The 22,257-nt window shown below is 66.3% G+C and carries 21 protein-coding genes; 12 read left to right on the top strand and 9 right to left on the bottom strand.

Annotated elements, in window-relative coordinates:
- Positions 1-12: 12 nt before the first annotated feature.
- Together Y958_RS25470 and Y958_RS25465 are read left to right on the top strand one after the other, a co-directional pair.
- Positions 13-1,488, top strand: coding sequence for a capsular biosynthesis protein (locus Y958_RS25470; protein WP_088874700.1), 1,476 nt, complete (start codon positions 13-15; stop codon positions 1,486-1,488).
- A gap of 33 nt (positions 1,489-1,521) precedes the next feature.
- The gene (locus tag Y958_RS25465; RefSeq protein ID WP_088874699.1) at positions 1,522-2,274 is read left to right on the top strand and encodes a glycosyltransferase family 2 protein; all 753 of its coding nucleotides are present in this window, start codon (positions 1,522-1,524) and stop codon (positions 2,272-2,274) included.
- Between the two features lie 341 nt (positions 2,275-2,615).
- On the opposite strand, the gene Y958_RS31590 is transcribed toward Y958_RS25465, so the two are convergent.
- Together Y958_RS31590 and Y958_RS25460 are read right to left on the bottom strand one after the other, a co-directional pair.
- Positions 2,616-3,383: a hypothetical protein gene (locus Y958_RS31590; RefSeq protein ID WP_145727616.1), complete on the bottom strand. Its 768-nt coding sequence runs from the start codon at positions 3,381-3,383 to the stop codon at positions 2,616-2,618.
- 84 nt (positions 3,384-3,467) lie between these two features.
- Complete coding sequence (locus Y958_RS25460; RefSeq protein WP_088874698.1) at positions 3,468-4,073, bottom strand: TetR/AcrR family transcriptional regulator; 606 nt, start codon at positions 4,071-4,073, stop codon at positions 3,468-3,470.
- 193 nt (positions 4,074-4,266) lie between these two features.
- Between Y958_RS25460 and Y958_RS25455 the strand changes: the two genes are divergently transcribed.
- Genes Y958_RS25455 through Y958_RS25435 form a run of 5 tightly spaced genes read left to right on the top strand, consistent with a single transcriptional unit; the run spans position 4,267 to position 10,883 of the window.
- Positions 4,267-5,445 (top strand): isovaleryl-CoA dehydrogenase, encoded by a 1,179-nt coding sequence (locus Y958_RS25455; protein ID WP_088874697.1) that lies wholly within the window; start codon positions 4,267-4,269, stop codon positions 5,443-5,445.
- Positions 5,446-5,505: 60 nt separating this feature from the next.
- The gene (locus Y958_RS25450; protein WP_088874696.1) at positions 5,506-7,128 is read left to right on the top strand and encodes a carboxyl transferase domain-containing protein; all 1,623 of its coding nucleotides are present in this window, start codon (positions 5,506-5,508) and stop codon (positions 7,126-7,128) included.
- A gap of 10 nt (positions 7,129-7,138) precedes the next feature.
- Entirely contained in the window at positions 7,139-7,936 is a 798-nt protein-coding gene (locus tag Y958_RS25445) for an enoyl-CoA hydratase/isomerase family protein (protein ID WP_088874695.1), read from the top strand.
- Positions 7,936-9,984, top strand: a complete 2,049-nt coding sequence (locus tag Y958_RS25440) for an acetyl/propionyl/methylcrotonyl-CoA carboxylase subunit alpha (protein ID WP_088874694.1) — start codon at positions 7,936-7,938, stop codon at positions 9,982-9,984. The genes Y958_RS25445 and Y958_RS25440 overlap by 1 nt, the downstream gene beginning before the upstream one ends.
- Positions 9,981-10,883 (top strand): hydroxymethylglutaryl-CoA lyase, encoded by a 903-nt coding sequence (locus Y958_RS25435; RefSeq protein WP_088874693.1) that lies wholly within the window; start codon positions 9,981-9,983, stop codon positions 10,881-10,883. The genes Y958_RS25440 and Y958_RS25435 overlap by 4 nt, the downstream gene beginning before the upstream one ends.
- Positions 10,884-10,890: 7 nt before the next feature.
- On the opposite strand, the gene Y958_RS25430 is transcribed toward Y958_RS25435, so the two are convergent.
- The gene (locus tag Y958_RS25430) at positions 10,891-11,787 is read right to left on the bottom strand and encodes a LysR family transcriptional regulator (RefSeq protein ID WP_088874692.1); all 897 of its coding nucleotides are present in this window, start codon (positions 11,785-11,787) and stop codon (positions 10,891-10,893) included.
- Positions 11,788-11,936: 149 nt separating this feature from the next.
- Here Y958_RS25430 and Y958_RS25425 point away from each other — a divergent pair, with 149 nt between their 5' ends.
- The 3 genes from Y958_RS25425 (at position 11,937) to Y958_RS25415 (ending at position 16,423) form a co-directional block, all read left to right on the top strand.
- The gene (locus tag Y958_RS25425) at positions 11,937-12,704 is read left to right on the top strand and encodes a substrate-binding domain-containing protein (protein WP_244909601.1); all 768 of its coding nucleotides are present in this window, start codon (positions 11,937-11,939) and stop codon (positions 12,702-12,704) included.
- 11 nt (positions 12,705-12,715) lie between these two features.
- On the top strand, positions 12,716-14,014 hold the full coding sequence (tcuC, locus tag Y958_RS25420; protein ID WP_088874690.1) for an MFS transporter: 1,299 nt from the start codon (positions 12,716-12,718) through the stop codon (positions 14,012-14,014).
- A 543-nt stretch (positions 14,015-14,557) separates the two neighbouring features.
- Positions 14,558-16,423 carry a phosphoenolpyruvate carboxykinase (GTP) gene (locus tag Y958_RS25415; RefSeq protein ID WP_244909600.1) on the top strand — a complete coding sequence of 622 codons (1,866 nt, stop codon included), beginning with the start codon at positions 14,558-14,560 and terminating at the stop codon, positions 16,421-16,423.
- A gap of 137 nt (positions 16,424-16,560) precedes the next feature.
- Here Y958_RS25415 and Y958_RS25410 read toward each other — a convergent pair whose 3' ends face one another.
- Positions 16,561-16,938, bottom strand: a complete 378-nt coding sequence (locus Y958_RS25410) for an SRPBCC family protein (protein ID WP_088874689.1) — start codon at positions 16,936-16,938, stop codon at positions 16,561-16,563.
- A 96-nt stretch (positions 16,939-17,034) separates the two neighbouring features.
- Positions 17,035-18,375 carry an MFS transporter gene (locus tag Y958_RS25405; protein ID WP_244909599.1) on the bottom strand — a complete coding sequence of 447 codons (1,341 nt, stop codon included), beginning with the start codon at positions 18,373-18,375 and terminating at the stop codon, positions 17,035-17,037.
- Between the two features lie 190 nt (positions 18,376-18,565).
- On the opposite strand from Y958_RS25405, the gene rraA reads away from it, so the two are divergent.
- Positions 18,566-19,042 carry a ribonuclease E activity regulator RraA gene (gene rraA, locus Y958_RS25400; RefSeq protein ID WP_088874688.1) on the top strand — a complete coding sequence of 159 codons (477 nt, stop codon included), beginning with the start codon at positions 18,566-18,568 and terminating at the stop codon, positions 19,040-19,042.
- A 10-nt stretch (positions 19,043-19,052) separates the two neighbouring features.
- Here the strand turns inward: rraA and Y958_RS31585 are convergent, their stop codons facing one another.
- The 4 genes from Y958_RS31585 to Y958_RS25385 all read right to left on the bottom strand — a co-directional run bounded on the left by Y958_RS31585 (position 19,053) and on the right by Y958_RS25385 (position 21,551).
- Positions 19,053-19,508, bottom strand: a complete 456-nt coding sequence (locus tag Y958_RS31585) for a hypothetical protein (RefSeq protein WP_145727617.1) — start codon at positions 19,506-19,508, stop codon at positions 19,053-19,055.
- Positions 19,509-19,512: 4 nt separating this feature from the next.
- Positions 19,513-20,376: a pirin family protein gene (locus Y958_RS25395; protein WP_088875233.1), complete on the bottom strand. Its 864-nt coding sequence runs from the start codon at positions 20,374-20,376 to the stop codon at positions 19,513-19,515.
- 84 nt (positions 20,377-20,460) lie between these two features.
- Complete coding sequence (locus tag Y958_RS25390) at positions 20,461-20,781, bottom strand: AzlD family protein (RefSeq protein ID WP_088874687.1); 321 nt, start codon at positions 20,779-20,781, stop codon at positions 20,461-20,463.
- The gene (locus Y958_RS25385) at positions 20,778-21,551 is read right to left on the bottom strand and encodes an AzlC family ABC transporter permease (protein ID WP_186291488.1); all 774 of its coding nucleotides are present in this window, start codon (positions 21,549-21,551) and stop codon (positions 20,778-20,780) included. Before Y958_RS25385 ends, Y958_RS25390 begins: the two co-directional genes overlap by 4 nt.
- A gap of 191 nt (positions 21,552-21,742) precedes the next feature.
- On the opposite strand from Y958_RS25385, the gene Y958_RS25380 reads away from it, so the two are divergent.
- Entirely contained in the window at positions 21,743-22,189 is a 447-nt protein-coding gene (locus Y958_RS25380) for a MaoC family dehydratase (protein WP_088874685.1), read from the top strand.
- Positions 22,190-22,257: the final 68 nt, after the last annotated feature.

The following is a 22,257-nucleotide window of genomic DNA, read 5'->3' as shown; positions in this document are numbered from 1 at the left end:
GGAGGAATCGCGATGGGCCTGACCATACTGTTCGATGACAGCCGCCGGGTTCCCGACGACATCCTCAGCATGACCGGCGTGGGTAGTTTCGGCGGCCTGATCCACGGCCGCCGCACCTTGCTTCGCCACGTGCAAGAGGCGACGCAGGAGGCGGGCCTGCCCCCGCCCGTGGTGGCCACCACCCGTGCCGCCCTGGATGAGGCGGCGGAGCGGGCGGGGACGGCCCCGGCTTCCACCCAATTCCTGCTGTTCCCCGCAAATCTCGCCGCCGCCGGTGCGCGTGGTCAGTTGACGCAGTTGCTGAGGACCTTGGCCCAGGCCACCGGCAACCAGGCTTGGCCGGTGCGTACCGCCGCGGAGTGGACCGGCCTGGTGCTGGTGGAACAGCGCCTGGCCGAAGGGGCCCTGAGCGCCCTGGCCCAGGGGCGCCTGCGCGAATTCGTGGCGCGGCGGCGCAAGGACTTCACGGTACCCGACCTGGCCGACACGGGCCTGATCGATTTGCGCGACCCGGCGCAGTTCGTGGGATTCCTGGCCAACAACTTCGACGCCCGCCACTTCAATTCCATCAGCGACGGGCCGGACTACACCTTGGTGAAGCGGTCGCGCGACCGCGCCAAGCTGCGGCGGGAGTTCGAGTATTACGGACTGCTGCCGGCGCAGCAGCGCATCTTCTTCGTCCAGCCTTTCGACTTCCAGGACGACGGCGAGACCGCCAGCTATCGCATGGAGCGCCTGCTGATCGCCGACATGGGCATCCAGTGGGTTCATGGCACCATGACCCCGGCGGAGTTCAGCCTGTTCCTGGACCGGGTGTTCAGCTACGTCACCCAGCGCCCGGCGCGCCGCGTCGCCCGGCCGGAGGGCAGGGCCGTCATGGACCGCCTTTACCGCGACAAGGTGGTGGAGCGGTTGGCCCTGCTGAAAAGCCTGCCGGCCTATGGCGACCTGGCGCCCCTGCTGGCCCGGGCCGTAGGCGGCATCGACGCGCTGGCCGACCGCTACCTGGCGGCCTATCAGGGCCTGCGGGACCGCTTCCCCGCCGACCGGCTGGTGGTGGGCCATGGCGACCTGTGTTTCTCCAACATCCTCTATTCCAAGGCGACGCAGCTGCTGCGCTTCATCGATCCGCGCGGCGTGGAGTCGGCCGATGAGTTGCACACCGATCCCTATTACGACCTGGCCAAGCTGTCCCATTCCATCCTGGGCGGCTACGACTTCGTCAACAGCGGGCAGTATGAGGTGGCGCTGGGCGCCGACCTGGGCCTGACCCTGGCCAGCAACGCCGGGGAACGCGCCTGGGCGCAAGCGCTGTTCCGCGACCGGCTGGCCCAGGCGGGATTTGACCCCCTGCTGGTGCGGCTGTGCGAGGCCTCGCTGTTCATCAGCATGGCGCCCTTGCACATCGACGTGCCGAAGAAGATTTTAGGCTTCGCCCTGACCGCCCGCTCCATCCTGGAAGAGATCGAGCAGGCGACCGCCGCTTGAAGCCAATCCGCTTGATGGAAGGTCCGCGCCCCCATGTCCACCGCCGCCCCGGCCACGGTCATCATCACCATGGCGGGCATGGGCCAGCGCTTCCGCGACGCCGGCTACACTGTGCCCAAATACCGGATCGAGGCGCACGGCCGCACCCTGTTCGCCTGGTCCATGCTCAGCTTGCGCTCGTTCATCGAGGCTGGGTCGCCCTTCATCTTCGTGGCCCTGCGCCAGGATGGGGCGGAGGATTTCATTCGTGAGCAAGCTGCCGCCCTGGGCATCCGCGACGTGTCCTTGGTCGAACTGGACGCGCTGACCGACGGCCAGGCCACCAGCGCCCTGGCTGCCCGGGACGCGGTGGCCCACCCCGACCGACCCATGCTGGTCTACAACATCGACACCCATGTCGATCCCGCCCACCTGCCGGCCGATGCCGTGCGCGGCGACGGCTGGGTTCCCTGCTTCCCCGGACCGGGGGCGGCCTGGAGCTTCGCCCGCGCCGACGAAGACGGCCGTATCGTGGAACTGCGGGAGAAGGAGCGCATCTCCGACGACGCCACCGTCGGGCTCTACTGGTTTTCCTCCTTCACCCTCTACGCCCGATCCTATGCCGAGTTCTTCGCCAACCCGGCCAACATGGCGAAGGGGGAGAAGTACATTGCCCCCCTCTACAACCATTTGATCCGGGCGGGGCTCCCCGTCTACCTGCACCGCATGCCATTCGCGGCGGTGGTGCCCCTCGGCACCCCGGCGGAGGTGGCCCGCTTCCTGGCGGCGACGCCGCCGGCGCTTTAACTGGCGCTGCAGGTTCCAGCGCGCCGGGCAGCGTGCAGAAGGCCCGCTTCAGCATAAGCAAGCAGCAGGTGCGGTGCATCGACAGTCCCATCACCCACGCTTCAGCTTCACGCCGTCGCTGTCCTTGTTCGTGACATTCACCGACCAGCCGCGCTGGACCAGGAATATGCCACCTTGAGTGAGGGTGGCGGCATACTGATACCGTTGGTCGCCTGTCCCTTCAGCTGCCGCTACGCCTGGCTGGCGGACCAGTTCGGCGTGTCGCGGCAGGTGGGTTGTCCCAGTTGATGGCACACTTAAATTTTAGCTGAAGAAATACAATATCGGCGTGAAATTAAAGCTCATGGCACACATTTTCTAATATTATCTTCTGCGCTAGCAACTTGGCTGGCAATTTGATCGGTGAATGGGCCCGCAGCCATTTGCGATAGATGACGCCGAGAGTCAACGATATGGGTGCTTGCGTAATTACATTGACGAATGGCTAGTTCTGAAAACGCCCAGCTCATTTCTGTGTGGGTGTTAGTGTATTCAATGTGATAAAGATTGTTATTGTCGTATTTCGAAAATACATCGAGTGCCATTCTATATTGTTGCCTCCCTTTCTCGACGCTGCCGGTGGCAAATAGTAAACTTGCCAGCGCTCTCCGTAATGACACTTCGTCGTCAGCATTATTTGATATTGTTACGCCAATTTGGTACATTTTTAGGGCTCTGTCATAGATATTTGAATTCGCTAACGCGCTTCCGATTCCCATGTATTCTGTTGCCGTAATGCTTTTTGGTATTTCTTCTGCAATGTCTGCCGCTTGCCGAGCTAGCATAGAGTTTTCCTGATTTAGCGTTCCATTAATCATTCCAATGATTGCGGGGTCGCCAGAGTATTTTTTTCCATACTCAATATTATCTAATGGAATTTTATCTAGTCTCTGTATGAGGCCTCTTAACTCAACTCTTCTTTCGCTTATGTCCTGTTGTCGTGTGTGAATATAGGAAACCAGGGATGTTCCAAGGGAGAAGACAAAGGCAACAATTGAGATGATTGTGGATGCTTCACGGTACCATGGCTTATAGGTGCCCTGGTCCCCGTTCTCAACATTGTCGGGCATAGACTAGCTCCCAACCATCGGCTTAGGAATGCGCAATGCAAGGTAATTAAGTTGTGTAAATTTTCAATCAAAGAATGAGTTTGATCACGGTTGAGCCCCTGACGCCAGCACCCCGCCCAAGATCATGTCCTGGTGCAGGCGGATCAGGTCTTCCTCGCCCATGCGGCCGGCGGGGTTGTACCAGGTGCACACGCCGGTCAGCATGGCCAGGATGGCATAGGCGGTGACGGGTGGGTCGGTGCGCTTGAACTGGCCGGCGGCCATGCCGTCCTCCAGGATGACGACCAGCAGGCGCTCATAATCGCGGCGCATGGCCAGGATGGCGGTACGGTTTTCGCCCTCCAGGCTGCGCAATTCGGACCCGCCGATGAACACCTCGTCCGTGCGGCGGATGTGGTAGGAGACGTGGAAACGGATGAAGCGCCGCAGCCGGTCCAGGGGATCGGCCGCCCCCTCCAGCGCCGTCGCCACCTCGGCCGACAGGGCCACCATGTGGTCGCGGATGAGGGTGAACAGCAGTTCCTGTTTCGACTGGATGTAGTTGTACATCGAGCCGGGCTGGATGCCGACTTCCTGCCCAAGCTGGCGTAGCGTGATGGCCTCATAGCCGTGCTGCCGGATCAGGCGCAGGCCCGCCGCGCGTATCGCCTCCATCGTCTTGGGCCCGCGTGAGCCCACCGTCCGCACCATGCCGAGAAATCCAATTCCTGATGTTTCCGGGGCTTAGGGCCGCCGGCGCCCGCGACTTTTCGGCCCGCCGCTGGCGGCCGTCAAGATCACGCCCCATTTGGTCCCTAAATCACCCTTGCGGCCCGCTCGAAAGAAACGTATGACCGTTTGTAAATAAGCAATCTCACATTCCCTGAGGGAGGACAAGCCCGCCATGTCGATCTCCGCCGCGTTCCCCACCATGGATTTTGGCCTCGGCGAAACCGCCGACATGCTGCGCGACGCCGTGGCGTCCTTCTCGGCGGCGGAGATCGCCCCGCGCGCGGCGGAGATCGACCGCACGGACCAGTTCCCCATGGACCTGTGGCGCAAGCTGGGCGACCTGGGCGTGCTGGGCGTGACGGCGGAGGAGGAGTACGGCGGGGCGGCCATGGGCTATATCGAGCACATGGTGGCGATGGAAGAGATCAGCCGCGCCTCCGCCTCCGTCGGCCTCAGCTACGGCGCCCATTCCAACCTGTGCGTCAACCAGATCCGCCTGAACGGCCGGGCGGAACAGAAGGCCCGCTACCTACCCAAGCTGATCTCGGGCGAGCATGTCGGCGCCCTGGCCATGAGCGAGCCCGGTGCCGGTTCCGACGTGGTGTCCATGAAGCTGAAGGCGGAGCGCCGGGGCGACCGCTACGTCCTCAACGGCACCAAGATGTGGATCACCAACGGCCCGGACGCCGACACCCTGGTGGTCTACGCCAAGACCGACCCATCGGCGGGCCCCAAGGGCATCACCGCCTTCCTGATCGAGAAGGGCTTCAAGGGCTTCTCCTGCGCGCAGAAGCTGGACAAGCTGGGCATGCGCGGCAGCCACACCGGCGAGCTGGTGTTTGAGGACTGCGAGGTGCCGGAGGAGAACATCCTGGGCCAGGTGGGCGGCGGCGTCCGCGTGCTGATGAGCGGCCTGGACTATGAGCGCGCGGTGCTGGCCGCCGGTCCGCTGGGCATCATGCAGGCCTGCCTGGACGTGGTCGTGCCCTACGTCCATGACCGGGAGCAGTTCGGCCAGCCCATCGGTGAGTTCCAGTTCATCCAGGGCAAGGTCGCGGACATGTACGTGGCCCTGAACTCCGCCCGCGCCTATGTCTATGCCGTGGGCCGCGCGGCCGACGCCAAGAAGATCACCCGCAAGGACGCCGCCGGGGCCATTCTGCTGGCGGCCGAAAGCGCCACCAAATGCGCGCTGGACGCCATCCAGATCCTGGGCGGCAACGGCTACATCAACGAATTCGCCACCGGCCGCCTGCTGCGCGATGCCAAGCTGTATGAGATCGGCGCCGGCACCTCGGAGATCCGCCGCATGCTGATCGGCCGGGAACTGTTCCGCGAAAGCGCCACCTGACCGGCGCATCGGCCCGCCGACCTCATCTGCCTGAGACAACAAGGGGGGAACACCCGCGTCATGCCCCAGCTGATTTCCCAGATCGACACCCGCGCCGCCGCCTTCGCCGACAATGTCGCGGCCATGCGCGCCCTGGTCGACGACCTGCATACCACCGTCACCGGCATCAAGCAGGGCGGGGGCGAGAAGGCACGGGCCAAGCACCTGTCGCGTGGCAAGCTGCTGCCCCGCGACCGGGTGCGCCACCTGCTGGACCCGGGCAGCCCCTGGCTGGAGTTCTCGCAACTGGCCGCCCACGGCGTCTATGACGATGTGGTGCCGGCCGCCGGCATCCTCACCGGCATCGGCCGCGTCTCCGGCACTGAATGCGTGGTTGTGGCTAACGACGCCACGGTCAAGGGCGGCACCTACTACCCCCTGACGGTGAAGAAGCACCTGCGGGCGCAGGAGATCGCGCGGGAGAACAACCTGCCCTGCGTCTATCTGGTGGACAGCGGCGGCGCCAACCTGCCCAACCAGGACGAGGTGTTCCCCGATCGCGACCATTTCGGCCGCATCTTTTACAACCAGGCCACCATGTCGGCCGCCGGCATCCCCCAGATCGCCGTGGTCATGGGCAGTTGCACCGCCGGTGGCGCCTATGTCCCCGCCATGGCGGACGAGTCCATCATCGTCCGCAACCAGGGCACCATCTTCCTCGGCGGTCCGCCCCTGGTGAAGGCCGCCACCGGTGAGGTGGTGAGTGCCGAGGATCTGGGCGGTGCCGACGTGCACAGCCGCACCAGCGGCGTCACCGACCACTTGGCCCAGAACGACGCCCATGCCCTGGCCATCGCCCGGCGCATCGTCGGTAATTTGAACCGGGTGAAGGCGCCGGCCCTGGCGCTCCGCGAACCGGTGGCGCCCAAGTACGCCGCCGAGGAAATCTACGGCATCATTCCCACCGACAGCCGCAAGCCCTTCGACGTGCGCGAGATCATCGCCCGCCTGGTCGATGGGTCGGAATTCGATGAGTTCAAGCAGCTGTACGGCACCACGCTGGTCTGCGGCTTCGCCCACCTATGGGGCTATCCCGTCGGCATCATCGCCAACAACGGCATCCTGTTCTCGGAAAGCGCGCTGAAGGGCGCGCACTTCATCGAGCTGTGCAACCAGCGCGGCATCCCGCTGATTTTCCTGCAGAACATCACCGGCTTCATGGTCGGGCAGAAGTATGAGAATGCCGGTATCGCCAAGGACGGTGCCAAGCTGGTGACGGCGGTCGCCTGTGCCAAGGTGCCCAAGTTCACCGTCATCATCGGCGGCAGCTTCGGCGCCGGCAATTACGGCATGTGCGGCCGGGGCTATTCCCCGCGCTTCCTCTACATGTGGCCCAACGCCCGCATCAGCGTCATGGGCGGGGAGCAGGCGGCCGGCGTGCTGGCCACCGTGAAGCGCGATGGCCTGGAGGCCCAGGGCAAGACCTGGAGTGCCGAGGAGGAGGAGGCGTTCAAGGCCCCCATCCGCGCCCAGTACGAACACCAGGGCCATCCCTATTACGCCAGCGCCCGCCTGTGGGACGACGGCATCATCGATCCGGCCGAGACGCGCATGGTGCTGGCGCTCTCCCTCTCCGCCGCCCTCAACGCGGCCCCTGACGCCAATAGTGGGGAGCCCACCACCTACGGCGTCTTCCGGATGTGAGATCAAGACCATGACCGATGTTCTTGCCACAGTGGATCAAGCCGGCGTCGCCACCGTCACCCTGGACCGGCCGGCCTTGCACAACGCCTTCAACGAGGGGGTGATCGCTGAATTGACCCAGCTGTTCGACCAGCTGGGCGCCGACCCAGACGTGCGCGTCATCCTGCTGAAGGGCAACGGCCCCAGCTTCTCCGCCGGGGCCGACCTGGACTGGATGCGGCGCATGGCGGGCTATACCCGCGACCAGAACCACGCCGACGCGCTGGGCCTGGCCACCATGCTGCGCACCCTGAACCGGGTGCCTAAGCCCACCATTGCCGTAGTGCACGGGGCGGCCTTCGGCGGCGGCGTGGGCCTGGTGGCCTGCTGCGACATCGCCGTCGCGGCCGAGGGCGCCACCTTCTGCCTGTCGGAGGTCAAGCTGGGCCTGATCCCGGCCACCATCGGCCCCTATGTCGTGGCCGCCATGGGGGAGCGCGCCTGCCGCCGCTATTTCCTGACGGCGGAACGCTTCAGCGCGGCGGAGGCCCAGGCGGCGGGCCTGGTGCACCAGGTGGTACCGGCCGAGCAGCTGAACGAGGCCGTGGCCACGCTGGTCAAGCGGCTGGCCGAGGGCGGGCCGCACGCCCAGATGGCCGCCAAGGCCCTGGTCTTCGACTGCGCCAACCAGCCGGTGACCGACGCGCTGATCAGCGACACGGCGGAACGCATCGCCCGCATCCGGGCCAGTGACGAGGGGCGGGAGGGTGTTTCCGCCTTCCTGGAAAAGCGCAAGGCCGCCTGGGTCCAGCCTGCAGGGGACAAGTGATGATCGATACGCTGCTGATCGCCAACCGCGGTGAAATCGCCTGCCGCATCATCCGCACGGCCCGCCGCCTGGGCATCCGCACCGTCGCCGTCTATTCCGACGCCGACGCGGGTGCGCTGCATGTGGCCATGGCGGATGAGGCGGTGCGCATCGGCGCCGCCCCGGCCCGCGACAGCTACCTGCGCATGGATGCCATCCTGGACGCGGCCGCCCGCACCGGCGCCCAGGCCATCCACCCCGGCTATGGCTTCCTGTCGGAGAATGCCGGCTTCGCCGAGGCCTGCGCCGCCGCCGGCCTGGTCTTCGTCGGCCCGCCGGCCAGCGCCATCCGCGCCATGGGCGGCAAGTCCGAGGCCAAGGCCCTGATGGAAACCGCCGGCGTCCCCTTGGTGCCCGGCTATCATGGGGAGGAGCAGAACAGCGGCGTGCTGGCGGCGGAGGCGGCCCGCATCGGCTTCCCCGTGCTGATCAAGGCCTCGGCCGGCGGCGGCGGCAAGGGCATGAAGGTCGCCACCTCGGCCGAGGACTTCCATGAACAGCTGGCCTCCGCCAAGCGCGAGGCACAGGCCGCCTTCGGCAATGACCGGGTGCTGATCGAGAAGTACCTGGGCCGGCCGCGCCACGTCGAAATCCAGGTCTTCGCCGACAGCCACGGCAACTGCGTCTACCTGTTCGAGCGTGACTGCTCCATCCAGCGCCGCCACCAGAAGGTGGTGGAGGAGGCGCCCGCGCCCAACCTGCCGCTGGACCTGCGGCAGGAGATGGGGGCGGCGGCCGTGGCGGCGGCCAAGGCCATCGGCTATGTCGGCGCCGGCACAGTGGAATTCCTGCTGGATCCGGTAGAGACGGGCGGCGACGGCCGTTTCTATTTCATGGAGATGAACACCCGCCTGCAGGTGGAACATCCGGTGACGGAGTACATCACCGGCCAGGATCTGGTGGAGTGGCAGCTGCGGGTGGCGGCCGGCGGTACCCTGCCGCTGAGCCAGGACCAGCTGGCGATGAACGGCCACGCCATCGAGGTGCGCCTCTACGCTGAGGATCCGGATAAGGGCTTCCTGCCGCAGACCGGCACCCTGTCGCACCTGCGCTTCCCCGAGGCCGGTCCGCACATCCGTGTGGACACGGGCGTGCGCCAGGGCGACGCCATTTCCATCCACTATGATCCCATGATCGCCAAGCTGATCGTCTGGGACGTGGACCGCCCCGCCGCCGTGCGCCGCCTGCGCCAGGCCCTGGCGGGTACGGAAGTGGGCGGCCTGGCCGCCAATATCCCCTTCCTGGCGTCCATCGCCGGCCATGCGGCCTTCCTGGAGGCCGACCTGGATACCCGTTTCATCGAGCGGTACCAGGCCGACCTGCTGCCCCAGCCGGCTGGTCCGGACGATGATGTGCTGGCGCTGGCCGCCTTGGGTGTGCTGCTGGAGCGCAAGGCGGAGACGGTGGCCGCGGCGGCCCGGACCAACGATCCGTGGAGCCCCTGGGCCACAGCGGACAGTTGGCGCCTGAACGACGCCGTGCCGGAAATCCTGACCTTCACCGATGGGCGCGAGAATGGCGAGCCGCAGGAGGTGCGGGCCTGCCGCCGGCGCGATGGCGGCTTCGACATCACCCTGCCCAGTGGCCAGGAACTGACAGGTAATGCCCGCTTCGAGCCCGATAACGCTCATGGGGGCGGCCGCCTGGTGGCCGAGGTCGGCGGGCGTCGCCTGACGGCCGGGTGGTCGCGCCGGGGGCGGGAGCTGGACCTGTTCCGTCCCGGCCAGCATCACCGCTTGACCCTGGTCGATCCGCTGGACGTGGGCGCGGTCGATGCCGGCGGCGGCGGACGCCTGGTGGCGCCCATGCCGGGCAAGGTCATTGCCGTGCTGGTGGCGGCCGGGGACCGGGTGGAGAAGGGCCAGGGCCTGGTGGTGCTGGAGGCCATGAAGATGGAGCACACCATCAAGGCGCAAGGGCCCGGCACGGTGGAAACCGTGCGCTATACCGTGGGCGACCAGGTGCCGGACGGTGCCGAACTGATCATCGTGAAGGGGGATGAGGCATGAGTGGTCCTGCCATTCGCATCGTCGAAGTCGGCCCCCGCGACGGCCTGCAGAACGAGGCGGCGCTGGTGCCCACCGACACCAAGGTGGCCCTGATCGACCGCCTGTCGGCCACCGGCCTCCCGGTGGTGGAGGCGGGGGCCTTCGTCTCGCCCAAATGGGTGCCGCAGATGGCCGATACCGCTGACGTGCTGGCCCGCATCCAGCGGCGGCCGGGCGTCGGCTACCCCGTGCTGGTGCCCAATGAACGGGGCCTCACCCAGGCCCTGGCGGCGGGCGTGACGGAAATCGCCGTCTTCGCCGCCGCGTCGGAGGCCTTTTCCCAGCGCAACATCAACTGTTCCATCGCCGAGAGCCTGGACCGGTTCGCCCCCGTGACCCGCCTGGCGCGGGACAACGGCGTCGCCGTGCGCGGCTATGTCTCCTGCGTGCTGGGGTGCCCCTATGAGGGCGCGATCGACCCCGCCAAGGTGGCGGAGGTGTCAGCCCGCCTGGTGGAGCTGGGCTGCGCCGAAATCTCCCTGGGCGACACCATCGGCGTGGGCACGCCGGCCAAGGCGGCCGCCCTGATCCGCCGCGTGGCCGAAGAGGTTCCGGTGTCGCGGCTGGCCGCGCATTTCCACGACACCTACGGCCAGGCCCTGGCCAACCTGCTGGCCTGCCTGGACGAGGGCATCCGGGTCATCGACAGCTCCGTCGCCGGTCTCGGCGGCTGCCCTTACGCCAAGGGCGCCACCGGCAACGTGGCGACGGAGGACGTGGTCTACATGCTGGAAGGGCAGGGCCTGTCCACCGGTGTGGACCTGGATGCCCTGTCCGCCATCGGCGGCTGGATTTCGGACGCCATCGGCCGCCCCAACGCCAGCCGCGCCGGCCGCGCCCTGCTGGCCAAGGCGGGCTGAGGGGCGGCTATTCGCCGATCTTTCGCAAGATCAGGTCGTGAAGGGCGGACGCGGGCTGGCTTAGCCGCGTCCCGGCGCGGGTGACCAGGCCCAGGGTGCGGCTGAGCTCAGGATCCCGCATCGGTATGCCCACCAGCGCCGGGTAGGCGTTATTGGCCAGGGCCAGGCCGGGCAGCACCGCCACCCCCAGTCCGGCCGACACGAGGCCCAGCGCCCCGGCGACATGGTTGGCCTCATAATGGATGGTGGGTCGCCGCGGCAGGCCGGCCAGCACGTTTTCGATCAGGATGCGGTTGCCGCTGTTCAGCGAGACGGCGATCAGGCGTTCGGCCTCCAGGCTGTCCCAGCGGGCTGCCGCAGCAGCCGCCAGGGGATGGTCCCGGCGCACCGCCAGCACATAGGGTTCGCTGCGGATGGGGATGAAATCCACCTCCGCGTTCTGGGCGCCCAGGAAACTGATCCCGATATCGGCCTCGCCCTCCATCACGGCATCCAGCACCTTGCCGGCGCTTTCATCGATGATGCGGATCCGGACCCCCGGATGGGTTTGTGCGTAAAGGCGCAGGATGTCGGGCAATACGTGGTTGGCCACGGAGGGCACGCAGGCCACCGTCACCAGCTGCTTGGCCCGGCTGGCGCGCGCCACCATGCTTGCGCGCGCTAATTCCAACTCCTCCAGGATGACGACGGCGTGGTTCAGGAATTGGCGGCCGGCCTCTGTCAGTTCCACCTTGCGCGTCGTGCGCTCCAGCAGGCGCATTTCCAGCGCCGCCTCCAGCTTCTCCACCCGCCGGCTCAGCGCGGGCTGGGACAGGTGCAGCCTGTCCGCCGCCGCGCGGAAGTTCAGCGTTTGCGCCACCGTGACGAAGGCCAGCACCTCCCCGAACTCGAAATCCAGCCGCATGCCATACACTCCAATTGATGCGTAATAATTATTAATTGAGAAGATAAATGCAATTCCTGTCCGGTTCCCGGCATTCCACAATGGCGGCGATATGAAAACCGGAGGAGACGGTGATGACTGGAAGTGTCCCGCGTTCCGCGGGCGGCGTCATGTCGCGTGCGTTCGCCCTGCTGCTGGCGTTGTCGCCGCTGCCGGCCAGCGCCGCGGAACTGCACGTCGCCAGTTCCGGTGGTTTCGCCGCCGCGTACAAGGCCTTGGCGCCTGAGTTCGAGAAGCGCACCGGGAATACGCTGGTGTCCGTATGGGGCCCGTCCATGGGCGACACGCCGGAAGCCATCCCCAATCGGCTGCGGCAGCATCAGGATATCGATGTCGTCATCATGGTGGGCGACAGCCTTGAAACGCTGGTGCGGGCGGGGCAGGTGATGGATTTGGACCACAGGGTCCTGGCCCTGTCCAAGATCGGCCTGGCCGTGAAGGCCGGCGCGCCCCATCCGGACATCTCGACCGTGGCGTCATTGAAGAAGGTGCTGCTGGACGCCAAGTCCGTTGCCTATTCCGACAGCGCCAGCGGTGTCTTCCTATCGACGGTCCTCTTCAAGCGCCTGGGCATCGCCGACGCCATGAAAGGCAAGGCGCGGATGATCCCGGCGGAGCCGGTCGGCAACGTCGTCGCCCGCGGCGAGGCGGAGATCGGCTTCCAGCAGATCAGCGAATTATTGCCGCTGTCCGGCATCGACATCGTCGGGCCGTTGCCCGATGAGGCGCAGAAGGTGACGCCGTTTTCCATCGGCATCGTCGCCGGAACGCGCGAAACGCAGGCGGCCGAGGACTTGATCGCATTTCTGTCCTCGCCCGACGCGGCGTCGCTGATCACCAAATCCGGGCTGGTGCCCGCCACCGCAGCCCCCCGCTGAGGATCGCCCCTATGCCGAGTTCCAATGCCAAGCAGCCGTCCCGGCTGGCCACGGTGCTGCGCGTCACCAGTGGCAACTTCCTGGAGATGTTCGATTTCTTCCTTTACGGTTTCTACGCGCCCTACATCGCGAGCACCTTCTTCCCCAGCGGCGACGACACCGCGTCGCTGATGCTGACCTTTGCCACCTTTGGCGCCGGATTCCTGATGCGGCCGGTGGGTGCCGTCATCCTGGGCAGCTACATCGACAGGATCGGGCGCCGCAAGGGCCTAGTGGTGACGTTGGCCATCATGGCGCTGGGCACGGTGCTGATCGCCTTCGTGCCCGGGTACGCCAGCATCGGGCTGCTGGCCCCCGCCTTGGTGCTGATCGGCCGACTGCTGCAGGGCTTTTCCGCCGGGGTGGAGATGGGCGGTGTCTCGGTCTACCTGTCGGAAATGGCCACACCGGGCCGCAAGGGCTTTTACGTCAGCTGGCAATCCGCCAGCCAGCAGGCGGCCATCATGGCCGCCGCCCTCATTGGCTATGGGCTGAGCCGGTTTTTGACGCCGCAGCAAATCCACGACTGGGCCTGGCGCATACCCTTCTTCATCGGCTGCCTGATCGTGCCGGTGATCTTCGTCATCCGCCGCTCGCTGGAGGAGACGGCGGAATTCCAGCACCGGCGGCATCGTCCCACCTTTCGGGAGATCGTCCGGTCCATCGCCGCGAACTGGCGGCTGGTGCTGGCCGGCATGATGATGGTGGTGATGACGACGGTGTCCTTCTACCTCATCACCGTCTACGCGCCGACCTATGGCAAAAGCGTGCTGAAGCTCGATGCCGGGGAAAGCCTGCTGCTTACCTTCTGCGTCGGCCTGTCCAATTTCATCTGGCTGCCGGTGATGGGGGCGCTGTCCGACAAGGTGGGCCGCCGGCCCCTGCTGATGGCCTTTACCATCCTGGCCATGCTGACGGCGTATCCGGTGCTGAACTGGCTGGTCCATGACGTCAGCTTCGGCACCATGCTGGTGGCCGAGCTGTGGTTGTCCTTCCTCTACGCCAGTTACAATGCGGCGGCCCTGGTGGCCCTGACGGAGGTGATGCCCCCGGAGGTGCGGACGGTTGGGTTTTCCCTGGCCTACAGCCTGGCCACGGCGCTGTTCGGCGGCTTTACGCCGCTGGTGTCGACCTGGCTGATCGATTTGACGGACGACAGGGCCGCGCCCGGCCTGTGGATGGCCGCCGCCGCCTTCTGCGGTTTGCTGTCCGTCCTCATGGTCTATCGGCGTGACCCGGCGACTGTGCGGATGCTGGCGGATACGCCATGATGTTAATACCTTGGATAAAGGCGGCCAGACTTCCCAGCCGGCGTGGCCGCCGTTGACACAGCCAAGCCACTGGACATCCGGTGGCGCGGCGGTAGAAGATGGATCAGGCACGCGCCCGGCGACAGGGCCGGCCATATTCTGAGGGTGGAGCTGGCGGCAAAGACCGGCCCACCTGTACTCAACTTCGGGGAGTAGCGCACAATGACCTTCACCCACGGAATCCATCGACGATCCCGTCCGCGGGGCGATCCCCCTGCCGCACCCGGCCTGTCCGGTGCCAGGGAGGCATGCGCATATAGTTGACCTATCAACGGTCGGCCGTCGCGCCCTTCAACGCCCCACACCAATCATGACCGTCTGCGCCGATGGAAGCGGCGCGGCATCATTTGCCATCGGCTGTGCCCACACCCTGCCGGCCCCCGGGAACGATGCTGCGAACCTGACGCTTCCGTCGATGGCCGGCGCCCCTTCCGGGCCAGGCAGGCCGGGACGGCGCCGGGCCAACCGCCAGCGGTTTCGCGGATCGAAAGGTAGAATATTTCCATGAGCAGCTCCGTCACGAGGTCCTCCGCCCTGACCGGCTCCCCCCTGGCCGGCTCCACCGGCGCGCCCACCACCAACCGGGCCCTGCTGGACTGGGTTGATGAGGTCGTCGCCCATTGCCAGCCGGCGGCGGTCCATTGGTGCGACGGCAGCCAGGAGGAATATGACCGGCTGTGCGAAGAGATGGTGGCCCAAGGCACCTTCATCCGCCTGAACCCGGCCAAGCGGCCCAATTCCTTCCTCTGCCGGTCCGATGCCGGCGACGTGGCCCGGGTGGAGGACCGCACCTTCATCTGCACCCCGACGGCGGAAGAGGCCGGCCCGACCAACAACTGGGCCGATCCCGCCGAGATGCGCCAGACGCTGCAGGGCCTGTTCAAGGGCAGCATGCGCGGCCGTACCCTGTACGTGGTGCCCTTTAGCATGGGACCCCTGGGCTCCCCCATCTCCCACATCGGCGTGCAACTGTCCGACAGCCCCTATGTCGCCGTGAACATGCGCATCATGACCCGCATGGGCGAGGCGGTGCTGCGCCAGCTGGGTGACGGCGGTTTCGTGAAGTGCCTGCACTCCGTGGGCGCGCCCTTGGCCGCCGGCCAGAAGGACGTGGCCTGGCCCTGCAACGCCCGGCACAAGTACATTGTCCACTTCCCCGAGACGCATGAGATCATCAGCTATGGCTCCGGCTATGGCGGCAATGCGCTGCTGGGCAAGAAATGCTTCGCGCTGCGCATCGCGTCATCCCTGGGGCGCGAGGAGGGCTGGCTGGCCGAGCATATGCTGATCCTGGGCGTGGAAAGCCCGGAGGGCGAGAAGACCTATGTCGCCGCCGCCTTCCCCTCGGCCTGCGGCAAGACCAACTTCGCCATGATGGTGCCGCCCGCCGCCTTCGACGGCTGGAAGGTGCGCACCATCGGCGACGACATCGCCTGGATCAAGCCGGCGCCGGACGGCACCCTGCGCGCCATCAATCCGGAGGCGGGATTCTTCGGTGTGGCGCCCGGCACCAGCCTGAAGTCCAACCCCAACGCCCTGCTGACCCTGCACGCCAACGTCATCTTCACCAACTGCGCCCTGACCGATGACGGCGACGTGTGGTGGGAGGGCCTGACCGAGACGCCGCCAGCCCACCTGATCGACTGGGAGGGCAAGGACTGGACGCCCGCCAGCGGCCGCAAGGCGGCGCACCCCAACGCCCGCTTCACCGCCCCGGCCAGCCAATGCCCCAGCATCGATCCGGCCTGGGAGGACCCCGCCGGCGTGCCCATCAGCGCCTTCATCTTCGGTGGTCGCCTGTCGCGCACCTTCCCGCTGGTGTTCGAGACCCGCGGCTGGAACGAGGGCGTGTACTGGGCGGCGACCCTGGGGTCGGAGGCGACCGCCGCCGCCGTGGGCCAGGCCGCCATCCGCCGCGATCCCTTCGCCATGCTGCCCTTCTGCGGCTACAACATGGCGGAGTACTGGCGCCACTGGCTGGACATGGGCAACAAGATCAATGACCTGCCGCGCATCTACCGCGTCAACTGGTTCCGCAAGGACCAGGACGGCAAGTTCGCCTGGCCGGGCTTCGGCGATAACATGCGGGTGCTGAAGTGGATCGTGGACCGGGTGCGCGGCCGCGTCGTGGAGACGGAAGAGAACCTGTTCGGCCTGACGCCGCGTTATGAAGACCTGACCTGGCACGGCCTGGACTTCGGTCGCGACCAGTTCGACGTCGTCATGGCGGTGGACGAGGTTGAGGCCGAAACGGAACTGCGTGACCAGTCCGAGCTGTTCGGCCGCTTCGGCGGCGACACGCCACAGGAACTGATCGACCAGCAGGACGCGCTGCTGGACCGCCTGGCGCAGAACCGCGAAGCGGCCTGATACCTTTGGCAGCGACATGGGGCACACCTCATGTCGCTGTAGGACGCGACTGCGTCCGCCGGACGGCGGCACCCGGCGTTGAGGCAGCACTAAAAACCCCGGATGGTTCGCCATCCGGGGTTTTGCATATCAACGACTCAGTAACCCTTGGCCCAGTAGACGAAGGCCACCGTGTTCCAGCTGGCCGGGCCATTGGGGCGGCCGCCGGCATCCTGGCCGCCGATGACGAAGCCGGTCAGGCTGGGGTCGTCGAAGGGGATCTTCACGACGGTGGAGGGGGCGAAGCCGCCGCCCGGATCATAGGACATGGTGATGCTGACCTGCCGGCCGTTGCCGGGCGGGATCACCACCTGGCCCACCAGCTTGTTGTTCTGGGCGCCGGTGCCGTTCCAGGTGATGGGCGCCTGGCCCGTGACCTCGATCACGATGCGCTGGGCCCAATAGGCGGAATTGGTGAAACCGTTGATCTTGATGGTGGTGCCGTCCGGCACAGGGAAGGTGGCGGTGTTGTACATGCTCTTCTCCAGGGCTGGCGCGACAACCTATGCGCGCATAAAAGATGTCCCTCCTCATACATCTTTTTGCGGGAGTTTCCCACAAAAATAGATTTCTCAGGTTGTGGCGTTTCCGCTTGCCCCTGAAAGGGAAAGGCCGGCCGCTGGCACCGTTTCATCGGTTGACGCCATGGCCGCCAGGCTGGTGGCGTAGCGGCGGCACGCGATCAGCGCCAGCACGATGCAGGCGCCCAGCATGGCGGGCAGGGTCAGCAGCAGCGACAGGTCCAGCCGGCTTTCGTCGCGCAGCACCTTGTCCGTCACCAGCGCCACCACCGACGGGCCCGCGCCCAGGCCCAGCAGGGTGGCGATCAGCGCCGCCACGGCGTGCTGGAACCCGCGCAGGCGGTTGGGGGTGATCTCCTGCAAGGCCGGGGGGCTGGAGCCGATGGCCAAGGTCATGCAGCCGATCAACGGCCCCAGCCATGCCAGCGCGCCGGCGCCGTCTGGCGCGCGCAGGGCGGGGTAAAGCAGCAGGCAAGACGCGGCGGCGCCGGCGATCATCACGACCAGGCGTCCCTGGACCAAGCCCCGCCGGCGCAGGAGGTCACCCAAGATGCCGGCCAGCAAGGCGCCGCCGGCGCCGAACACCATCAGGCGCCAGCCCATGCCCTGGCCGATGTCCAGCGGCTTCATGTGGTGGATGCGGGCCAGCAGATGCGGCAGCCAAGCGCCCAGGCTGTACAGCGCCATGGCGGCGAAGGTGCCGGCCAGGTTGACCAGCAGGGCGTTGACGCCATGGACGCGGTAGTAGGCCCGCACCTCGGCCCAGTTGGGGGCGGTGCGCGCCCCGGCGCCCGTCCTCTCCGGTTCCCGCACGGTGGCGACCCACAGCGCCATCAGCAGGCCCACGGGCCCCAGCAGCAGGAACACCACCTGCCAGCCGCGCAGGTTGCCCAGCAGGGGAAGCACGACATCCGGCGGCAGATGGTGCAGCACCAGTCCGCCCAGGATCAGGGCCAGCCCGGCCCCCACATAAGGGCCCATGTTGTACAGGCCGATGGCCAGACCAAGCCGGCGGCCGTGGAACAGGTCGCCGATCAGGGAGTAGGCCGACGGGACCATGGTCGCCTCGCCGAAGCCCACGCCCACGCGCGCCAGGAACAGGGCTGGAAAGGATCGCGCCAAGCCGCAGGCCGCGGTGAACAGGCTCCAAGCCGCGACGCCGGCGGCCAGCACCGCCGTGCGCCGCCGCCGATCCACCAGGCGGCCGATGGGCAGGCCGCCAACGGCCAGGAACAAGGCGAAGGACAGGCCCTGCAGCAGGCTGAGCTGCAGGTCGCTGAGGCCCAGATCGGCCTTCATCGGCACCGCCAGCAGGGTCAAGATCTGGCGGTCAATGAAGGCCAGCACATAGGCCAGCACCAGCACCACCAAGACATAGACGGAATAAGCCACGGGAATTCCCCACCGTTCCTGGTCCAACGCCGGCCTTGATTTCCCCAATCCGGCACCAGACCTTACCGCTGCAGTATACACATCCATGTAGTCACTTAAGAGTGTGGTCGCGGTTCCATCCTCGCCGCTGCCGTGACGGCCAAAATGCGCTAGGATAAGGAGAAACCTTGGCAGGGAAGGGAGGGGCGGTATGACCCATCGCACCGCCGACTTGGTCGATGCCTATGAGGACAGCCTGCAAAGCTGTGAGATTCAGTTCCGCTCCTTTGGGGCGCGGGCGTCCTTCCACGGGCCCATCCGGACCGTGCGCTGCCATGAGGACAACGCCCTGCTGAAGCATACGCTGTCCGAAGCGGGCGAGGGTGCCGTCCTGGTGGTGGACGGCCATGGCTCGCTGCGCACCGCCCTGGTGGGTGACGTCATCGCCGGCCTGGCGTTCAAGCACGGCTGGGCCGGCCTGGTGCTGTGGGGCGCCGTGCGCGACAGCGTGGCCCTGGCCCACATCGACCTGGGCATCAAGGCGCTGGGCACCAACCCGAAGAAAAGCACCAAGACCGGCGCCGGCCAGGTGGACGTGCCCTTGTCCTTCGGCGGTGCGCAGTTCACGCCCGGCGCCTGGCTCTATGCCGATGAGGACGGCATCGTCGTCAGTGCCGTGCGGATTTAGCTGTTATTGTTTATGTTGGGTCAGATTTAGGCGTTCCAATAACACCTAGCAGCTTCATATCTGCTTTGGCTAATTTGGGATGAATATCTGAGCGCATTGCCTTAAATAGGCGATCGACTAGCTGATATTCATTATCATAGTCTCGATTGGCGTTCTTCTCGGAAATTTCTGACTGTAGCGCGATCATCGCTTCCAACACGCGCGGACTGGCTATTATCTGCATGGAATTATATGCGTCTGCATATCGCCGAAGGGCCGCTGCCAGTACCGCAGAGTCTCCATTCCTTCCTTCTATTATACCTGAGAAGGCTAAGGTAAATTCCTGATATTGTTCGAATTTCATCTTGCGCCAATCGGCCTCCCGCTCGCGGCGCAAGGTAAAGAGATAAGTAAGCCAGCCAGCACCTAACCCTGAAAGTAGTGAGCTGCTAAGTACCGGCCACAAAATCGCTACGGTGTCGCTCAATTCATCACCCCGGCAGCGGAATGAATTCCTTGTCGTCCAGGTCCGGTAGCTTCATGCGGCCGGCGCGCCAGTCGGCCTTGGCCTGCTCGATCCGCTCCTTGCGCGAGGAGACGAAGTTCCAGTCGATGTAGCGGTCGCCCAGCGGCTCCCCGCCCAGCAGCATGACCACGGCGGGGGTGACGGCGGTGAACAGCACCGGCTGGCCGGGGGCGAACACCAGCATGTGGCCGGCCTCCACCGTTCTGCCTTCCACCTCCACCGAGCCGACGGCGACATAGGCCGCGCGCTCCGGATACTCGGCCGGCAACTGCGCCTTGGTGCCGGGCTGAAGCACCCAGTGCACATAGAACAGGGGGGAGTGGGTCTTGACCCCGGCCTTGGCGCCGAAGGCCTCACCCGCCACCAGCCGGGCCCACAGCCCGCCATGCTCATAGGTGGGTAGGTCGTCCGCACCGTAATGATGGAAGCTGGGGTCGGTCTCCTCATCCGCTTCCGGCAGGGCCACCCAGGCCTGGATGCCGTGCAGCGCGCCGCCCTCGGCCCGCGCCTTCTCGAACCGTTCGGAATGGGTGATGCCGCTGCCGGCGGTCATCCAGTTGACCTCGCCCGGGCGGATGGCCTGTTCGGAGCCCACGCTGTCGCGGTGCATGATCTCACCATCAAACAGGTAGGTGACGGTGGACAGGCCGATGTGCGGGTGCGGGCGCACGTCCCGCTCCAGCGGGATGCCCTTGGGGAAGTCCACCGGGCCCATGTGGTCGAAGAAGACGAAGGGGCCGACATGGCGGCGCTGGGCCACGGGCAGGATGCGCCCGACCTCGAACCCGCCCAAGTCGCGCCGCCGCTGGTCGATGACGAGTTCGATCATGATGCTTTTCCCCCATAGGCCTTGGGCGGGAAGGATGCCAACGACGCGGTTGGGGTTCAACCGTTTAGCGACGGCCGCCCCACTTCATAGCATATGGCGCAACAGGGCGGTGACGGCCACGCCGACGATCACCGTGGGCAGCATGGGGAAGCGGCAGGCCATGGCCAGGGTCACCGCCAGGCCCAGCAGGTCCGCCGGATTGGTGGTGGTGAAGGCCGGCGCGATGACGGAGATCAGCACGGCACCCGGTACCGCTTCCAGCACCGCGGTGGCGCGGGGGCTGAGGGTACGGTTGCGCAGCACCAGGTATCCCGTGACGCGGGTGGCATAGGTCACCGCCATCATGGCCAGGATGGCCAGCAGCGACGGGACGTCCAGGGCGAAATAGCGGGCGAAGTCGCTCACGGCGCGGCCTCCCGGGTTTCAGTGCCGGCAACGAAATAGGCGACAGCCAGGCCGGCCAGCGTGCCGGCCGGCACATACCAGGCGCCCGGCACCGCCAGATGGGTGACAGCAGCCACGCCCAGGCTGACCGGCCAGGGCAGGGCGCGGCGCCAGCCCTTCCACATGCCGCGGATCAGCACCAGGAAGACGGCGGTGAAGGCCATGTCGAAGCCATAGGCGTGCGGGTTGCCCAGCACCGGCCCTACCACGGCGCCCAGCACCGTCACCGCCACCCAGGCGATGTAGAGGGAGACGGCGAGGCCGGCATAGTAAGGCAGGCTGATGCCCGGCCGGCCGGTGACGGCCATGCGGCGGCGGGCGTCGTCCATGCCCAGCGCCCAGGTCTCATCGGCCATGACGAACAGCACCAGCGCCGCCTGCCAAGGGCGCAGGCGCCGCAGATGTGGGGCGAATGACGCCCCCATCAGCAGGTGGCGGCAGTTGACCAGCAGGGTCATGCCGGCGATCAGCGCGATTTGCGGCGGGCTGCGCCACAGCTCGATGGCCACGAATTCCGACCCGCCGGCGAAGTTCAGGCCGCACATCAACGCCACTTCAAGCGGGCTCAGGCCCTTCATCGCCGCCTGGGAGCCCAGCACCAGGGCGAAGGGCGTCACGCCCAGCAGGATGGGCGCCATGGCAGCCAAACCCCGGCGGAACTCTGCCCACACCGACCGGCTGGGCTCTCGCTCGTCCGGGGCGATATCGTCGGGCAAGGCGGTTGCGGTCATGGATGGTCCGTTGGTCGGGGCGGGCCAAAGGCGGGGCCACAAAGGAGAATGCACATGGTAGGCGAACGGTGCGCGTGCGGAATTGCATAGTCCGTGCCCTTGCCCCGCCAATTTGGCATCCTGCCACCGCGCGCGGCACCCCCGTTGTCACGGGATACCCTTGGCGCGCCAACAACGATGAGGGAAACAGAATGCTGACCGTGGACATGGCCGACCTGCCCGCCTTGGTGGGGCGGGACCTGGGCTACTCCGACTGGGTGGTGATCGCTCAGGACCGCATCAACGGTTTCGCCGACGCCACCGGCGACCATCAATGGATCCATGTCGACGTGCCGCGTGCCACGGCGGCGCTGGGCGGCACCATCGCCCATGGCTTCCTCACCCTGTCGTTGCTGGCCGTCTTCAGCGACCAGACGCTGGTGGTGCGCGACGCCGGCAAGGGCGTGAACTATGGCTTCAACAAGATCCGCTTCCTGGCCCCGGTGCCGGCCGGGTCGCGCCTGCGCAGTCGCCAGACCGTGGACTCGGTTGAGGAAAAGGGCGGCGGCTGGGTGTTGACCCGCACCGTCACCATTGAAATCGAAGGTCAGGAAAAGCCGGCGCTGCTGGCCGAATGGCTGACCGCCGTCTATCCCTGATGGCTAAGTGATCAATTCATCATTCGGGCGGCATGAGGAGTATATGCCGCCCATCGATTCTCCTATCC

Source organism: Nitrospirillum viridazoti CBAmc, from assembly GCF_000730165.1.
Lineage (GTDB): Bacteria > Pseudomonadota > Alphaproteobacteria > Azospirillales > Azospirillaceae > Nitrospirillum > Nitrospirillum viridazoti.
Note: the sequence above shows the minus strand (reverse complement) of the source record. Positions and strands in the feature narration are given on the sequence as shown.

Bases quoted from the DNA above. Each gene is read 5' to 3' on its own strand.
- Y958_RS25470 (WP_088874700.1), top strand. From the start codon at position 13: ATGGGCCTGACCATACTGTTCGATGACAGCCGCCGGGTTCCCGACGAC.
- Y958_RS25465 (WP_088874699.1), top strand. From the start codon at position 1,522: ATGTCCACCGCCGCCCCGGCCACGGTCATCATCACCATGGCGGGCATG.
- Y958_RS31590 (WP_145727616.1), bottom strand. From the start codon at position 3,383: ATGCCCGACAATGTTGAGAACGGGGACCAGGGCACCTATAAGCCATGG.
- Y958_RS25460 (WP_088874698.1), bottom strand. From the start codon at position 4,073: ATGGTGCGGACGGTGGGCTCACGCGGGCCCAAGACGATGGAGGCGATA.
- Y958_RS25455 (WP_088874697.1), top strand. From the start codon at position 4,267: ATGTCGATCTCCGCCGCGTTCCCCACCATGGATTTTGGCCTCGGCGAA.
- Y958_RS25450 (WP_088874696.1), top strand. From the start codon at position 5,506: ATGCCCCAGCTGATTTCCCAGATCGACACCCGCGCCGCCGCCTTCGCC.
- Y958_RS25445 (WP_088874695.1), top strand. From the start codon at position 7,139: ATGACCGATGTTCTTGCCACAGTGGATCAAGCCGGCGTCGCCACCGTC.
- Y958_RS25440 (WP_088874694.1), top strand. From the start codon at position 7,936: ATGATCGATACGCTGCTGATCGCCAACCGCGGTGAAATCGCCTGCCGC.
- Y958_RS25435 (WP_088874693.1), top strand. From the start codon at position 9,981: ATGAGTGGTCCTGCCATTCGCATCGTCGAAGTCGGCCCCCGCGACGGC.
- Y958_RS25430 (WP_088874692.1), bottom strand. From the start codon at position 11,787: ATGCGGCTGGATTTCGAGTTCGGGGAGGTGCTGGCCTTCGTCACGGTG.
- Y958_RS25425 (WP_244909601.1), top strand. From the start codon at position 11,937: ATGTCGCGTGCGTTCGCCCTGCTGCTGGCGTTGTCGCCGCTGCCGGCC.
- tcuC (WP_088874690.1), top strand. From the start codon at position 12,716: ATGCCGAGTTCCAATGCCAAGCAGCCGTCCCGGCTGGCCACGGTGCTG.
- Y958_RS25415 (WP_244909600.1), top strand. From the start codon at position 14,558: ATGAGCAGCTCCGTCACGAGGTCCTCCGCCCTGACCGGCTCCCCCCTG.
- Y958_RS25410 (WP_088874689.1), bottom strand. From the start codon at position 16,938: ATGTACAACACCGCCACCTTCCCTGTGCCGGACGGCACCACCATCAAG.
- rraA (WP_088874688.1), top strand. From the start codon at position 18,566: ATGACCCATCGCACCGCCGACTTGGTCGATGCCTATGAGGACAGCCTG.
- Y958_RS25395 (WP_088875233.1), bottom strand. From the start codon at position 20,376: ATGATCGAACTCGTCATCGACCAGCGGCGGCGCGACTTGGGCGGGTTC.
- Y958_RS25385 (WP_186291488.1), bottom strand. From the start codon at position 21,551: ATGACCGCAACCGCCTTGCCCGACGATATCGCCCCGGACGAGCGAGAG.
- Y958_RS25380 (WP_088874685.1), top strand. From the start codon at position 21,743: ATGCTGACCGTGGACATGGCCGACCTGCCCGCCTTGGTGGGGCGGGAC.